17 protein-coding genes are annotated in these 16,105 nt (G+C 30.0%); 11 read left to right on the top strand and 6 right to left on the bottom strand.

What is annotated here, in order from left to right; all coding sequences use genetic code 11:
• Nucleotides 1–119: 119 nt before the first annotated feature.
• From METFODRAFT_RS07295 to guaB, 4 genes are all read right to left on the bottom strand, one after another.
• Nucleotides 120–338 carry a class III signal peptide-containing protein gene (locus tag METFODRAFT_RS07295; protein WP_007044935.1) on the bottom strand — a complete coding sequence of 73 codons (219 nt, stop codon included), beginning with the start codon at nucleotides 336–338 and terminating at the stop codon, nucleotides 120–122.
• A 290-nt stretch (nucleotides 339–628) separates the two neighbouring features.
• Nucleotides 629–2,746 (bottom strand): ATP-binding protein, encoded by a 2,118-nt coding sequence (locus METFODRAFT_RS07300; RefSeq protein WP_007044936.1) that lies wholly within the window; start codon nucleotides 2,744–2,746, stop codon nucleotides 629–631.
• Nucleotides 2,747–2,853: 107 nt separating this feature from the next.
• Complete coding sequence (locus METFODRAFT_RS07305; RefSeq protein ID WP_007044937.1) at nucleotides 2,854–3,123, bottom strand: TIGR00304 family membrane protein; 270 nt, start codon at nucleotides 3,121–3,123, stop codon at nucleotides 2,854–2,856.
• A gap of 36 nt (nucleotides 3,124–3,159) precedes the next feature.
• A complete protein-coding gene (guaB, locus tag METFODRAFT_RS07310) occupies nucleotides 3,160–4,638 on the bottom strand; it encodes an IMP dehydrogenase (RefSeq protein ID WP_048115747.1) in 1,479 nt (492 codons plus the stop codon).
• 64 nt (nucleotides 4,639–4,702) lie between these two features.
• On the opposite strand from guaB, the gene METFODRAFT_RS07315 reads away from it, so the two are divergent.
• The 11 genes from METFODRAFT_RS07315 to METFODRAFT_RS07365 all read left to right on the top strand — a co-directional run bounded on the left by METFODRAFT_RS07315 (nucleotide 4,703) and on the right by METFODRAFT_RS07365 (nucleotide 12,881).
• Complete coding sequence (locus METFODRAFT_RS07315; protein ID WP_007044939.1) at nucleotides 4,703–5,020, top strand: Sjogren's syndrome/scleroderma autoantigen 1 family protein; 318 nt, start codon at nucleotides 4,703–4,705, stop codon at nucleotides 5,018–5,020.
• 56 nt (nucleotides 5,021–5,076) lie between these two features.
• Nucleotides 5,077–5,694 carry an MBL fold metallo-hydrolase gene (locus METFODRAFT_RS07320; protein ID WP_007044940.1) on the top strand — a complete coding sequence of 206 codons (618 nt, stop codon included), beginning with the start codon at nucleotides 5,077–5,079 and terminating at the stop codon, nucleotides 5,692–5,694.
• Between the two features lie 9 nt (nucleotides 5,695–5,703).
• Nucleotides 5,704–6,354, top strand: coding sequence for a 2-phospho-L-lactate guanylyltransferase (cofC, locus tag METFODRAFT_RS07325; RefSeq protein ID WP_007044941.1), 651 nt, complete (start codon nucleotides 5,704–5,706; stop codon nucleotides 6,352–6,354).
• A gap of 220 nt (nucleotides 6,355–6,574) precedes the next feature.
• Complete coding sequence (locus METFODRAFT_RS07330; protein ID WP_007043463.1) at nucleotides 6,575–6,892, top strand: hypothetical protein; 318 nt, start codon at nucleotides 6,575–6,577, stop codon at nucleotides 6,890–6,892.
• Nucleotides 6,876–7,259: a hypothetical protein gene (locus METFODRAFT_RS07335; RefSeq protein WP_007044942.1), complete on the top strand. Its 384-nt coding sequence runs from the start codon at nucleotides 6,876–6,878 to the stop codon at nucleotides 7,257–7,259. The genes METFODRAFT_RS07330 and METFODRAFT_RS07335 overlap by 17 nt, the downstream gene beginning before the upstream one ends.
• A 160-nt stretch (nucleotides 7,260–7,419) precedes the next feature.
• Nucleotides 7,420–7,692 (top strand): hypothetical protein, encoded by a 273-nt coding sequence (locus tag METFODRAFT_RS11900; protein WP_007044943.1) that lies wholly within the window; start codon nucleotides 7,420–7,422, stop codon nucleotides 7,690–7,692.
• 86 nt (nucleotides 7,693–7,778) lie between these two features.
• Nucleotides 7,779–8,813, top strand: a complete 1,035-nt coding sequence (gmd, locus tag METFODRAFT_RS07345; protein WP_007044944.1) for a GDP-mannose 4,6-dehydratase — start codon at nucleotides 7,779–7,781, stop codon at nucleotides 8,811–8,813.
• Nucleotides 8,814–8,817: 4 nt separating this feature from the next.
• Nucleotides 8,818–9,507 (top strand): glycosyltransferase family 2 protein, encoded by a 690-nt coding sequence (locus tag METFODRAFT_RS07350; RefSeq protein ID WP_007044945.1) that lies wholly within the window; start codon nucleotides 8,818–8,820, stop codon nucleotides 9,505–9,507.
• 7 nt (nucleotides 9,508–9,514) lie between these two features.
• Nucleotides 9,515–10,624 carry a glycosyltransferase family 9 protein gene (locus tag METFODRAFT_RS07355; protein WP_007044946.1) on the top strand — a complete coding sequence of 370 codons (1,110 nt, stop codon included), beginning with the start codon at nucleotides 9,515–9,517 and terminating at the stop codon, nucleotides 10,622–10,624.
• A gap of 5 nt (nucleotides 10,625–10,629) precedes the next feature.
• Nucleotides 10,630–11,760, top strand: coding sequence for a glycosyltransferase family 4 protein (locus METFODRAFT_RS07360; RefSeq protein WP_007044947.1), 1,131 nt, complete (start codon nucleotides 10,630–10,632; stop codon nucleotides 11,758–11,760).
• Nucleotides 11,761–11,768: 8 nt separating this feature from the next.
• Nucleotides 11,769–12,881: a glycosyltransferase family 4 protein gene (locus METFODRAFT_RS07365; RefSeq protein ID WP_007044948.1), complete on the top strand. Its 1,113-nt coding sequence runs from the start codon at nucleotides 11,769–11,771 to the stop codon at nucleotides 12,879–12,881.
• 13 nt (nucleotides 12,882–12,894) lie between these two features.
• Here the strand turns inward: METFODRAFT_RS07365 and METFODRAFT_RS07370 are convergent, their stop codons facing one another.
• Nucleotides 12,895–14,616, bottom strand: coding sequence for a hypothetical protein (locus tag METFODRAFT_RS07370; protein WP_007044949.1), 1,722 nt, complete (start codon nucleotides 14,614–14,616; stop codon nucleotides 12,895–12,897).
• A gap of 66 nt (nucleotides 14,617–14,682) precedes the next feature.
• Nucleotides 14,683–15,747, bottom strand: a complete 1,065-nt coding sequence (locus METFODRAFT_RS07375) for a glycosyltransferase (RefSeq protein ID WP_007044950.1) — start codon at nucleotides 15,745–15,747, stop codon at nucleotides 14,683–14,685.
• Between the last annotated feature and the right edge of the window lie 358 nt (nucleotides 15,748–16,105).

Consider the following 16,105-nt stretch of genomic DNA (forward strand, 5'->3'; position numbering starts at 1 on the left):
ATTCTACACCACATCAATTCTATTTTATAATAGAAGCAATACAATTAAACTACATAAGAATAATTCTTCCATCCAGTTCGTAATACCGCCCCCCATTAAAAAAAGAAATTTAAGTTGGATTAGATTGTTGGTATTTTGCCTGTTGCGTTCTCTGCAACTTCTCCTAATTTGTTTACAGTTGCATTTGCCTGTGTTCCTGCGTTTTGCATACTTTCTTTAACTCTTGTTGTGTAGTAGTATGCTACTATAGCAGCGACTGCAACTGCTGCTGCAACTAAGATCCCGATCTCCATTGAAACTTGCCCCCTCTTGGACATCAATTTTTCTACTAATTTCATTTACATCACCTTTAGATTTTTTGTTTTATAATGGTATAGCCTCTAACCCAACCTACACGCCTAACCCGTTTAACTACCCCTTACCAACCCCAATTTCAATTAATAATATTATGTTTTAAAAATATATGTCTTTCCATTACTTTGTATCGCAAAATTACTTTGTATCACAAAGTATTTTTCAGTATGTCATTTGTAGAGCATTTATTGGTTTTAATATTGTAGTGTTGTGGGAAATGATAAATATGGAAATATCGCATTAACACTGTCAGAATTAAAACAAAAAAAGAAAATTAAGTTACCCTATAGTACCCAAACTTTGGAGAGAATATTTCTCCATTTTTCTTTAATTTTTCGAGTAAATCTTCACATTCAAGTTCAGATATTCCATATTCTTGTGCCTTTTCAATAACTTCATCTTCACCTGCAAGGTTATTTTCACTAATTGCGGAGAGTTCTTTTATAATATCCAATATAATATCCATCTTCTGCATCTTGGATTTCGGCGTTCCTGCAACCTTATCAATGTCAAATGCCCCTGTTTCTGGGTCATAGGCAATCTCTTTTAAACATTCCTCTATTATACTTATTGCTGCTTTTGCATCCTCTTCCTCAACTTTCCTACTTAACCTTGCCTTTGCATGCATCTCAGAAATCCTTATAATTGCCTCTAATTGCCTTGCAGTTATCGGGATTGGATTATCTCCCTCTCCCAACTTTCTCATGTTGATGTAATAATCCTTAATGATTTTTTTTGCTTTATCTGTTAAGTGAGGGGTTTTTAATTTCCTCTCGTCAACATCTCCCAAATACAGAGCATGATTTTCCTCAAAGTATGCACATGTCCTTGCATAGATTATGTAGTTCTTCAAAATCCCCTCATCCACTTTTATTCCATCAATATCAATCTCCCCCAGGATTTTGAATTCCTTTGTTGCTGTTTCAATGTGGGTATTTAATATATGCTCTGCTATCTCATCATCCTTTTTTCTATCTGGTTTATCCTTCAACGGGAATATTAAATCAAACCTACTCAACAATGGGGCAGGAATGTCAATTTGCTCAATAACTCCCATGTTTGGGTCAAACCTTCCTCTCTTTGGATTGCACGCTGCTAAAACCGCACATTTTGCTGGGAGTTTAACATTTATACCTCCCTTATTAACATGAATTGTTTGGCTTTCCATCGCCTCCAAGATATATCTCATAACGTTCTTATCAACAGTTAATTCATCAATACACGCAGTCCCTTCATTTGCCCTAACAAAAACTCCTGGCTTAACTACCCATCCATCTCCAATTTCAGTGCTTTCTCTAACAACATTTGCAGTTAAACCCCCACCAGTGGCAGTTGTTACTGATGCATAGGCATTTTGAGGAAACAGTTTTGCTATCCTTCTAAGCATTGTTGATTTTCCAATCCCTGGGTCGGTTATAAGAAGAATATGACTATCCCTCCTCAATGGAGTCCCATCAGGTAAAAACTTCATGCATCCTTTTATTTGCTGTAGAAAGATGGCTTTTTTAACAATTTCATATCCTTTAATCTGCGGGATTAAGTATTGAGAAAGGATGTCGATGATTCCCCTCTTTTTTCCAAGTTCATTCAAAATCTCAATCAAATCAGGATTGTTTAATATATCTCTAACCTCAATCTTTTGATAACTCTCATTTAATTTTATGTAGTTGCTTTTAACATAAATCTCAAATACTGGTAAATTTGGTCTTGTTCTCTTCTTCATCACCATTCCTACAACATCAACTCTTCCTGAATAAATGCCCTCAGAGTTCTCCAAAAACACCTTTATACTCCTTGGTGGGTCATCAGGGTTTTTCATTAAATCAATCGGCTGTTGTATCTCTAACTCTTGGATATTTATGTAGGAAGATTCCTCCAAATCCAATTTCATCTCACTATCACAATCTTTGTTATTACATCTTATTTTTGGTAGTTCAAAGTAGTTGTGAATGGTTACGTACCTTATATTTCCACACCTTGGGCAAACATAGCATGCTTTTTTTAATAAAGCACAAACCTTACCTGCCTTTGCTATAACTCCTTCAAATTTAACCAATTTACTTATATCAGAGGATGATATATCCTCAATTCTCTTTTCACACCCAATTGGGTTTTTAAATGCAATTTGGATTTTTCCAATTTCCTTATCCTCTCCAAAGAGTTCAACATAAACCTCTCTAAATAGATAATTCAAAACATCCTCAACCTTCCTTGGATGTTCAATTATAGCATCATTTATTTCACACGCCTCTGGATAAGTTCTTAAAAATTCCTCGATATCAAATTCAAAGATATTATTTCTTATTAAGTTTGTAGATAGGATATCTCTAATAAATGCCTTTATTTTATCCCTATATAAACTTAAAAAGGTCTCTTCATCAAATTCTACCATTTTTATCACATGGGTATTTTGTGGTTTTAGTATGTAAAAATATCCTTAAAATTTTTATGATTTTATTAATTCAAATTAATAGATTTTATACATAATAAAATATAAAGTTATTTTGGGATTTTTGCACCCATATAAAATAAAAATATCCATAGCATCATAGCCAATAGTATCAAAACGGAAAGTACCATTAAACCTGGGGAATTACCAAAGACAATTGGTATAGGCCCTATCATCACGATACCTGAATATTGAATATCTTTTTTATCTTCCTCATGAGTTTTTTCAATTTTTTCACTTGGTAAAATCATACCCAATGTAACAACAAAAAATCCAATGAATATTAGAATCATCCCCAGGAATATTAGTATTGGCTTCATGGGAATCACGTTCATTTTTTTTAAAATTAAAAGAAATTATTTCCCTAATGGATAGTTTGGAGCCTCATTGGTTATAATTACATCGTGTGGATGGCTCTCTCTTTGACCACTTGGGGTTATTAAGACGAATCTTGCTTTTTCGTGCATTTCTTTTATTGTTCTCACTCCACAGTAGCCCATAGATGCCCTTAAACCACCAATAAGTTGGAATATAATCTCACTCACAGGACCTTTGTATGGAACTGCTCCTTCAACACCTTCAGGAACGAGTTTGACATGCTTCATGTGGCTTTGGAAGTATCTGTCTGCCCCTGCTCCAACTCCACCAGTCATTGCCCCCAATGAACCCATCCCCCTATATTGTTTGTATTTTCTCCCATTTATTACCATTAATTGCCCTGGGGCCTCATCAGTTCCAGCAAGTAAAGAACCGAGCATTACTGCATCTGCACCAGCAGCAATTGCCTTAGCAATATCTCCACTATATCTTATTCCTCCATCTGCAATAACAGGGACGTCATGTTCTTTTGCAACTTCAGATACTTCAGCAACTGCAGTTAACTGAGGAACTCCAACTCCAGCAACAACCCTCGTTGTGCAGATACTTCCTGGACCAATTCCAACCTTTAACACATCTGCCCCTGCTGCGATTAAATCCTCTGCAGCCTCTTTTGTAGCAATGTTTCCAACAATTAACTTTACATTTGTTCCTTCCAATTCTTTTTTGAGTATTTTTACGTGTTCAACAACCCTCATGTTGTGGGCATGGGCGCAATCTATTGCTATGGCATCAACCCCAGCATTTGCCAATGCTTTCGCTCTTTCTAAGTCATAAGGACCACATGCAGCAGCAACCAACAATCTACCTTTTTTATCTCTTGCTGCCTCTGGATATTGTTTTCTTTTTAAAATGTCCCTTAATGTAATCATTCCAATTAATTTGTTATTTTCATCGACTATTGGTAACCTTTCAATCCTGTTTTCGTACATTATGTTTAATGCCTCATCGTGAGTTATATCTTCTGTTGCTGAAACAACATCTTTTGTCATCACGTTCTTTACTTTTATGCCTTTATCTTTTACCGGTTTAATATCCCTCAATGTTATAATCCCTACCAATTTATCGTTATTATCAACAACTGGCAAACCACTCACTGAATTTTCATCCATAATCCTTACTGCTTCACCTATGCTACATTCCGGTGAGATTGTTATGACGTCTTTAACTATATACTCATCCGCTCTCTTTACAGTAGTAACTTGCTTAACTTGTTCTTCTATTGTCATGTTCCTGTGGATTACTGCAAGCCCACCTCTTCTCGCCAAAGCAATTGCCATATCTTTCTCAGAGACTGTATCCATGGCAGCGGATAAAATTGGGATATTTAACTTTAGCCCTGCCAAATTTGTTGAAACATCAGTATCCTTTGGTTCTACATAAGATACATTAGGAACCAATAAGACGTCATCAAAAGTATAAGCCATTTTAGCATTAACTATTTTATCTAAGAACACCAATATCACCTTAATAACCTTTTTCAATATATTATACTATGGAGTATAAATAATTGGTGGTAAGATGGATGTTGTGCAAATAATGTCCAAGGAGTTATTAAAAGGAGCAAAGATGCTCGGTGAGCATTGTGAAAAGTGTGGAACCCCTTTGTTTGAGAAGGATGGTGAAGTTTACTGTCCAATATGTAAAATTAAAGGAAATGAGAAGAAAACAGAATATATTTCCAAATTGAATGAGGGGAATAGACAGGAAGAAATTTTAGAAGATAAAATTAACTATCTTTTGGAGAGATTAAAGGATGAAAATGAAGTTAGTAGAATAATTGAAATAGGAAAAGCGTTAGAGATTTTATTGAGGGTTAAAGAACTTATTGAAAAATAATGTTTGGTAAGAGCAAAATTAATAAAATACTCATTTAAATATTTTTTGGTGGTAGTATGATATATAAACTCAATGGTATGTACTATGATGCAAATTCCTATTTGATTGCAGGAAAGAAGAATATCTTAATTGACCCAGGAACTCCGGGAAATTTTGAATTTTTAAAAAATCAAATAGAAGAAATTGTGAAGGATATTGATTTGATAATAAATACACACTGTCATTACGACCATGTAGGAAGTGATTATTTGTTTGAGGATTATTTTGATGTTCCAATAGTTATCCATGATTCAGAGGTTGAGCATTTAAAAAAAGGAGATGATGTTACAGTTTCATGGCTTTTTAATGCCAACCTTAATCCCCCAAGGGAGATTATTCCAATTGGCGAAGTTAAAGATGAGTTGAATAAAATTGGAATTGAAATCATACACACCCCTGGACATACAAAGGGCAGCATTTCCTTAGTATTTGAGGATAAGATGATTACTGGAGATACATTATTTGCCTATGGTGTTGGAAGATGGGATTTACCAACTGGAAGTTTGATTGAGTTAAGAACCTCTATTGAAAAACTTGAGAGAATTGCAAATCAAAAGGAACTAACTCAAATCTATCCTGGGCATGGTGAAGTTGGGGATTTAGGATCTTTTGATAGGGCAAAAATGTTCATTTAGGGGATAAAGATGATGGCAGTAATTCCAGTATCTCCACTGAATTCAGCAAAATCCCGACTATCAGAATTTTTAACAGGGGAAGAGAGAAAGTTGCTTTTGATGAATATGGTAATGGATGTTTATGGTGCATTAGAAGATTTAGATGTATGCTTGATTAGCAAGGATGATGAAATCTTGAACTTTTCAAAGGAACTTGGAATAATCCCACTAAAAGAAGAGGGAAAAGGATTAAACAATGCAATAAAGCAGGCAATTGAATCAGTAGAGGATGAGGAAGTTATGGTGACTCCTGCAGATGTTCCGTTAATAAAAAAATATCATATAAAGGAAGTTTTATCAAAGTCAAAAAGGAACGCCATTGTTATAAGTCCTTCAAGAGGGGGAGGAACTAATTTACTACTATTAAATCCAAAAGATGTGATTGAGCCAAGATATGAGGGCTTTAGTTTTTTGAAACATATTGATGAGGCAAAAAAAAGAAACGTTGAGGTTATAATTTACGATTCATTCCTAATCTCCATTGACATAAATACTCCAGAGGATCTGGGAGAAGTTTTTATTCATGGAGAAGGAACAAATACATACAACTACTTAAAATCATTGGGTATAAAAATTCTACCAAAGCACTCTTCTGCTGGAAGGTTTGTTATTAAAAGATAACACCCTATAAAAATTTTGTAGAAATAACCTTTTATTATCCTTAATGTGTAACTAAGGTATATTATAACCGTAATTCCCATCACAAATTTAAATATTTATTTAATTGAATTAACTTCATCTAACACTTTAACAGTATCTCCGAACATCATACTAACTAATAGAAAACTTAATATTTGGTAATATCGAATAGTTAATATCAAAAAAATATGGAGGTGAAATCATGAAGGGGATAAAACACACAATAATAAAATCCTTTAACGAATTTAACAGTTTTGTTGGTAAGGCTTTACAAATTACGCCGAGGATTTATCGGGTTGAAGGTTATTCTAAAGGATTCATCAAAGCTATAGAAAGCAACACATACTTAGAAACGATTAGCACGTTAGGGTATCCTTCAGTGGATTCTTACTATCGATACATAAAGAACGCAGATATATCTATGATAAAAGAGGCATATAAATATTTCGTTAAGTCAATAATCGACGATTTTAAAAAAGATAAAAGGCAAATTTTACCTGTCGATGGATACGCACTTTGAAGCATACTATGGAAGAAACTTAAAATCCTCCGATATAATTCACAATTACAGAAAAGAAAGGGGGAGTTCTGGCTCATACAAATACATAACTGCGGTTTTACATACGAAGGCATTTAGTTTGGTGGTTTATTGCGATATTATCGAAGTTCATAACAATTTCCTCCCAAAATATATTGAGGAAATCTTAGAATTCGTCATTAACGAGTTAAAAATAAATCCAAAGAAACTTACAGTTCTGACCGATAGGGAGTTTAAAAATTTCGAAATAATCAAAATTTTTGAAAGATATGGTTGTAATTATATCTGTTTCGTTCCAAAGAATGATATAAAATATTATCTCGAAAAAGAGTATAAAATTTATAAATGATAAAACTATATCGAAATTAGTTATCGTAGAAGAGAAGGTAATAATAAATGGGGAGAAGAAAACAGTTTATTATACTTTCTTAACCAACATTGATTTCAAAAGACCAAAAATATATCTAAAAACGTATAAAAAACGATGGAATATCGAAACAAGATTCAGAATGCTTAAAAACATAGCTATAAAAACGAAATCAAAGATTTTAGAAGTAAGATTATTCTTGTTTATACTTAGAGCGATTATTCACAATCTATGGGTTGCAATGCAATGGAAAAACAAAAATACGAATTATAAAACCATGAATTTAAAAGAATTCGTTATCAAAATTAATGAATTAATTCGAATGCACATATATACAAATAAACCAATAGATAATACTCAGTTGTGCATACCTAATGCATATTCGGAGATACTGAAGATTATGTTAGGTGGTTGAAAGAAAATAGATATATTTAAAAACTCATCTACCTATAATTATAAACTATAAAATAGTTTAATCAATAAACATTGAGAGGTGGAAATATGAAAAAGGCAATAATAACAGGAATAACTGGGCAAGATGGATATTTCTTAACAAAGTTGTTGTTAGAGAAAGGATATGAAGTTCATGGGATTGTAAGGAGAAATAGCCAAAATTCATTAGGTAATTTAGATTATCTACCAAAAGAAGAAAGAGAACAAATAATTATCTATTGGGGAGATATTACTGACAATGCTTTTATAGATTCAGTTATTAAAAAAGTTCAACCAGATGAGGTTTATCACTTAGCAGCACAAAGCTTTGTTTGGTTTAGTTTTAAGAATCCAAGATTTACTTATGATGTCAATATTGGAGGGACATTAAATGTTGTTAATGCTATAAAGGAGTATTCTCCACACTCAAAGATGTATTTTGCCGCAACATCTGAACTTTATGGTAAAGTTCAAGAAATTCCACAGAAGGAAACTACTCCATTTTATCCAAGAAGTCCTTATGCTGTCTCTAAATTAGCTGGTTTTTGGACTGTTAAAAATTATAGAGAAAGTTATGATTTATTTATGAGTAATGGGATACTATTTAATCATGAGAGTGAGATGAGAGGTCCTGAATTTGTTACAAGGAAGATTAGTTTAGGAGTGGCTAAAATTTATTATGGATTACAAGATTGCATAGAGTTAGGCAATTTAAATGCTAAAAGAGATTGGGGTTATGCTAAAGATTATGTTTATGGAATGTGGCTAATTTTACAGCATATCAAACCAGACGATTTCGTTTTAGCTACTGGAGAAACCCATTCTGTTAGAGAATTCGTTGAAGAAGCATTTAAGGTTGTGGGAATTGATATAGAATGGGAAGGAGAGGGAATTAATGAAGTAGGTAAAGATGCAAATACAGGAAAGGTTTTAGTTAAAGTAAATCCAGAATACTTTAGACCTGCTGAAGTTGATATATTAGTTGGAGATTATTCAAAGGCAAAGAGGGAATTAGGCTGGGAACCAAAAGTTAAATTTAAAGATTTAGTTAGAATAATGGTTGAGAAGGATTTGGAGAGGATTGAAAATGGGATAATAAAGTGATATTATGTCAAAAAAAATTTTAGCAATAATTCCAGCATATAATGAAGAAAAATCAATAAAAATAGTTATTGAAAATATCAAAGATATTGTTGATGGTATTTTAGTGGTTGATGATGGTAGTGAAGATAACACCTCAAAATATGCAAAAGAGTGCGGTGTTGAAGTTATAAGATTTGAGAAGAATAGAGGAAAAGGTGTGGTAATAAGGGAAGGGTATAAATATTTTGTAAATTCTGAATATGATATTGCAGTTATTTATGATGCAGATGGACAATATAGGAAAGAGGACATCATTCCAGTTTGTGAGCCAATAATTAAAGATGAAGCAGATATTGTTGTAGGTTCGAGGTTTTTAGGAAAATATTGTGAAGGAGCAAATATAAATTATAGAATTAGGATACTATGCAATCATATTTCAACATTTGTTACAAGGTTGATGTCTGGATTACCAACTACTGATGCACAAAGTGGTTTAGTGGCAGTTAATAAATATGCTGCTAAGGTTTTAGATTTAAAGGCAGATAGATGGGGAATTCATCAAGAAATTATTATAAGGGCTGGTAAGAAAGGTTTAAGATATAAAGAAGTTCCTATTGTATTTGAGAAAAGGATGCATGGAGTTTCTCGTTTGAAAGTTTTGAAGTATCCTTTTATTGCATTTCCTGTTATGTTGAAGGCATGGTTAAGGAAGTGAGGATAATATGACAAGGAAAACATTAATTCTTATTTTTTCTGGAATTGGTAATGCAATAACTGCCCTTCCAATAATAGAAATTTTAAATAAAAATAATTTTGAAGTAGATATTTTAGTAAAATCCAACGTTATTAAAGAGTTATTATTTGAAGACCCAAGAATAAGTAATGTATATATTTTCAATCCAAAAAAAGATATTTTTAAAAGTTTAAAGATAATTAAACAGTTAAGAAATAAAAATTATGATTTTGCAATGACCATATATCCATCACAGGGTATCATATCAGGTTTTATATTATATTTAATTAATGCAAAAATAAGAACACAACATGTATGTAATTATCTATTAAAGTTTATTAGCATGAAATTTAAAATACCAATACCTTTTAAAAAAGATATTATATTGTTTGAAAAATTTTTTTTAACTCATCCAAAAAATGTAAAAGAAGAAAAACATGCAGTATATCAAATGTTAGATTTATTAAATCCTATCATCCAAAACCATAATCAAAAAGATTTAGATTTAAAATTTTATTTAAATGATGATGAAACAAGCTTTGCAGAGAGATTTTGGACTGAAAATAATTTAAATGATAAGTTTGTGATTGGAATACACACTGGAACAAGTAATAAGCCACCATTTAAAATGTGGGATTTAGAATACTGGAAACAACTCCTTATAAAAATAAATGAGAAATATAATGTAGATTTTATTGTATTTATTGGACCTAGTGAAGAAGAACATGAGAAATATTTAAAAAGTTTAGGGTTAGACAATTTAATTATTGCTAAGAATCTATCAATTAGAAAAACTATCGCTTTAATATCAAAATGTAATTTCTTTATTTCTGCTGATTCTGGATTGGCACATTGTGCATCTTTATTTAAAATTCCACAAATAGTTATGTTTGGTCCTGTTGATTATAAATATATACATCCATTTTCTGAAAATTGTAAGGTTGTTGTTCCTGATAACTATAAACCGTTCTATATTCCACATTGTGGGTTTATTTCTAAACCTTATGATTGTATGAAAGATTTAAAACCTGAAAAGGTTTTTAAGGAGTTTGAAGAATATTTAAAAGATTTGGGTATTTATGAAAAATTAAAAAGGTAATGAGTATGAAGATAGGGATTACTTCCGAACAATTGAATAGACCTTTAACTGGAAGGGGATATTATATCTATCATTTAATAAAAATTCTTTCAAGCAATACCAATAAAAATAATTATGATATTTATTTAATTAATTATAAAAATACTCAGATGTTCCCAAATCTAAAACATATTATATTAGAAAATCCATTTAAAAGAATTACAAAATCATACCAATTGTGGTATTTATATTTACCTCTTGGATTATATGACATTTCAAAAAAAGTAGATATTGTCCACTGTATTAATGCAGAACCAATATATTTAAAACCAAAAAATATCAAATTAATTACTACGATTTATGATATTATTCCATATTTGTTTCCTAAAACATATACTTTTTCAACATCTTTTAGATTTAGATTTATATTGCCTAAGACTTTAAAAATTTCTAATAAAATAATAACAATTTCACACCACACAAAACAAGATATTATAAAACACTTTAAAATCCCAGAAGATAAAATAAAAGTTATTCACTTAGCAGCAAATGAAAACTACAAACCATTAAATGAAAAAGAAATTGAAAAAATTAGAGAAAAATACAACTTAAATTATCCATTTATATTGTATGTTGGAGGATTAGAGCCAAAGAAAAATATTTCAACATTACTAAAAGCACTTTATAAACTTAAAAAACAAGGTATTAAACATAAATTAGTTATTACTGGAGAGAAACGATGGAAATACAAATCCATCTTTGAAACCATAGAAAAACTAAACCTACAAAAGGATGTTATATTTACTGGCTATGTTCCAGATGAGGATTTACCTGCGTTATATAATGCAGCGGATTTATTTGTTTATCCTTCTCTATATGAAGGTTTTGGACTACCACCGTTAGAGGCTATGGCATGTGGAACACCAGTAATTACTTCTAGTACTTCTTCATTACCAGAAGTTGTTGGAGATGCGGGAATAATGGTTAATCCTTACGATGTCGATGAGTTGGCTAAGGCAATGTATGAAGTTTTAACTAATGATGGATTAAGAGAAGAACTATCTAAAAAAGGTTTAGAAAGGGCTAAATTATTCAGTTGGAAAAAATGTGCTGAAGAGCATCTAAAAGTTTATGAAGAAGTTTATAATATGAAATGAGGGAAAGGATGAAAATTGGAATAATTGCAAATTCATTAAATCCACCAAGAACAGGGGTTGGAAATGTAGTGTATAATGTTCTAAAAAATATTCCTAAGAAAACATTAAGTAGAAATTTTTATTTAATAAATTACGAAGAAAATGGATTATTTCCAGAATCAAATAAAATTATTATAAAAAATCCATTTAAAAAAATTACTAAGAATTTTTTATGGTGTCAAATGCTACCTTTAAAAAATGAGTTAAATGAACTTGACATAATCCATAATCCATACCAACTTCCAACTTTATTTAATTTTAAACAAAAATATATAATGTCTATTTTGGATTTAATACAAATATTGTTTCCAAAAGAAATTAAAAAAAGTGTATATATTTCTCAAAAAATTATACTCTCAAAATCCATACAATCTACAGATAAAATAATAACAATTTCACACCACACAAAACAAGATATTATAAAACACTTTAAAATCCCAGAAGATAAAATAAAAGTTATTCACTTAGCAGCAAATGAAAACTACAAACCATTAAATGAAAATGAAATAAACAAAGTAAAAGAAAAGTATAACTTAAACTATCCATTTATATTGTATGTTGGAACATTAGAACCTAGAAAAAACATTCCGACACTGTTAAAAGCACTTTATAAAATTAAAAAACAAGGAATAAATCATAAATTAGTAATCACAGGTAAAAAAGGATGGAAATACAAATCCATCTTTGAAACCATAGAAAAACTAAACCTACAAAAGGATGTTATATTTACTGGCTATGTTCCAGATGAGGATTTACCTGCTTTATATAATGCAGCGGATTTATTCGTTTATCCTTCTCTTTATGAGGGTTTTGGATTACCACCGTTAGAGGCTATGGCATGTGGAACACCGGTTATAACTTCTAATACTTCTTCCTTACCAGAAGTTGTTGGAGATGCTGGAATAATGGTTAATCCCTATGATGTCGATGAGTTGGCTAAGGCAATGTATGAAGTTTTAACTAATGATGGATTAAGAGAAGAACTATCTAAAAAAGGTTTAGAAAGGGCTAAATTATTCAGTTGGAAAAAATGTGCTGAGGAGCATTTAAAAGTTTATGAAGAAGTTTATAATATGAAATAAGAGAAAGAAGATTTTAATAATTAAAATCAAATAACTTTGCTTTTCCAGAGTCATAAATAATATTTTCATTAGCTTCTAATATATTTTTTAATTTTTTTGTTTCATTTTTTGTAAGTGGAGCAACAGTCAGTCCTCCAAAAAATCCATTATCAAGCTCATATTTTGTTAAGATAAATTTAGAAACTTTATCTTTTTTCATTGAATAATATATTTCCTCAACACTTTTATGTTTTTTAATTCCTGGTATTAACATATAACCTAAGGCAGGTTTAGGAAATACATACTCCAATTTTACTAAATCATAAAATGCTAAATAACTATATAAAGCAGAACTTGATTCTAATGAGCCAACAATTATTTGTGGTTTATCCACATTTGTTATTAAAAAGTTGAATAATGAAACTCCATCATTTCTAACCTGATAAGGAAATGGACTACTTCCGCTAATTGCAAAATGAGCTTCAAAGGTAGAATCAAGCAATAAAAGTATTGTTAAGATAATAGACAATCCCAAAAATACTTTTCCTAATTTATTCCAAAGTTTATCCTTAGAGTTTAATAACTGTAATATTGGTGTCATAATTAATGAATTTAAAAGCCATCCATTTGGTAAGTAAAACGATAGATTTCCACCATAATGTGTAAAATAGGAATACATCCATGTAGCATCCCTACCAAAAATAAGAGTATAAAAATAAGATAAAGAACATGGTTTCAGATTTTTATGTTTTAAATAATATACTGCAATAAATAATAACATAAAAACTGAAGTAGTTACAAATAAAATATGCCACCATTTTCTAACAAACATCCACTGATAATTAAATATATATCCACTTTTTTGCATTATAACTCCAGACGATGACGATGAACCTACAAGTTTTGTAATTAAAGTATTAACTAACATAGTGAATGTTTCAAATAAACCTTTAGTATGTTCCAAATTGACAAAATAAAAATTCTGTAAGGTTAGTAATATTATAAACAGTATAATTATTTTCTTAAAAGATGCGGCTAATTCTTTATTTATTATCTCGATGTTTAAATATTTTAATATTTTATAAACAATCATAAATATCAATAACCCTCCTGTTAAAGTTAATGGATAATTGTAATGCGTAAATAAGTTTGCAACAAAAATTAAAATCAATATAAGAAGGATTTTATTTATAATATTCTTATTATTTGTTACTACTAACCTTAACAACAAGTAGTAACTAAACAATACATATACTAAAAAAATTCCATGATACTCAAATACATAAAATTTCCCAATTACAAATTTACAAATAAATGCATAAATACCTACAAATAGTATGAAAAATATTAATATATCGTAAATCAGATTATTATTGCTAATTAATTTTATATTATTGTAATATAAGATTCTAAATATACATAACAAAGCCAAACAGTAAATCATATATGGGATTGGCAAATAACTGGTAGTAAAAATACTTAATCCTGTAATGTTACTTAAAATACCTACTAGCACACCAGATAATGGCTCATATTGGATAAAATCTTTTGTGTGACATTGCCATGCTGAATATTTTGCTATTTTCGATATATAACTAACTGCAGATTCTAAATTTCCAAATTCATTTATAGATTTTGCCATGATAATAGTGGTAGGTATAAAAGGGTCACATTGAAAATCCAAAACTGAAATATTTATGTAGAATCCTAATATAAACAACAATAATAGTAACATATAATAATTTTTAATGTTCATATTTTATCCCTCGCGTTTTTAATTTTTTGTTAATCATTGTTTATAAATAAAATAAACAAACTCTATTTAATTTTTTTTACCATATTTCCCTCTAATCCCATCCCAAATTCCCTTATAAAAATATATTAATAAATAAGATTTTTTCTGTAAAAAAACAAAATTAACAAACCTTCTTGCATGCTTATATGTTAAAAACCATATCAAAAATAATAAATAATTAAAAAGGTTATTATGTTTTTTTGCAAATAATATTGAGTTTCTTGTTGTATAATATACAACAGTGGGAGAAAACTCCCCTCCAGAACTGGCTGAATATTTATGCCAAATTTTAGAAAATGGTGTATAATACATTAAATATTTTTTTGATATTCTATACAACCAGTCGCTTTCTTCATGGTATAAAAAAAACTTTTCATCCAACAATCCAAATTCATTAATTGCTTTTGTTTTTACCAATATACAACATCCAACTAATGAATCTACCTGTTTTATTACACCATATTGTCCTTTATCTATCTCGCCATAACCTATCATATTGTAATCCCATATATTCACTATATTAAATATATTCTTTTTTATTTTTATTCCAGCAGTTTGAATTTTATTTGGTTCTGAATACAAATAAACTTTTGGACCTACAACTCCAATCTTTTCATCTCCTTCAGCAACTTTAACCATCTCAATTAAAAAATCCTTATCCACAACAGTGTCATTATTTAACAATAAAACATACTTAGGATTTAAAACATCTAAACTAAATTTTATTCCAACATTATTTCCCCCAGCAAAACCATAATTATCTCTATTTTTAATTAAAATCATTCTTCTATTTGATTCTAATCCTTCATATTCTTCTTTTTCTAAAAATTTACCATTTTTTGCATCATCTTCAGTAATTTCAAAAACTTTTATAGGTTTATTTTCCTTTGAATATTTAAAAAACTTAGAATTTACCTCTATTTTTCCTTCACAATACTCTTTTATTTTTTCAATAGATTCATCCTTAGAATCATTATCTACAACAATAACATCATAGTTTGAATAATTAATTCTATACAAAGATTCTAAGCATTCTATTGTATCTCTCCAACCATTCCAATTCAAAATTATAATTGAAACACGAGGAAACATTTTATCATCACCTTAAACTTTCAAGTATGATTTATTGGTGATTTAATCATGTTGCAGATTTGGAGATAACCCTTCATTATAGAAACATGTTAATAAATCGATTGAAACAGAATACATTTCTAAGGATTTTGAGTATCAAATACCTCTGACAGGCACAATTATTTCTAAAAGTTAATAGGACTTTCGCAAGCATATTCGAATATAATGATATAGCATTTATGATAAGATATTTCTACCACAACATTTTACTATTTTTCGAATAAAAATTGTTTATGGTGAGAATATTCTCAAAAAAGCGAATGCAATTGTTTATATACTCTTTCTTCTATTGTCAGAGTTTAATTCGTGTATAGAACTA

Source organism: Methanotorris formicicus Mc-S-70, assembly GCF_000243455.1.
Classification (GTDB): Archaea; AGJL01; Methanococci; order Methanococcales; family Methanococcaceae; genus Methanotorris; species Methanotorris formicicus.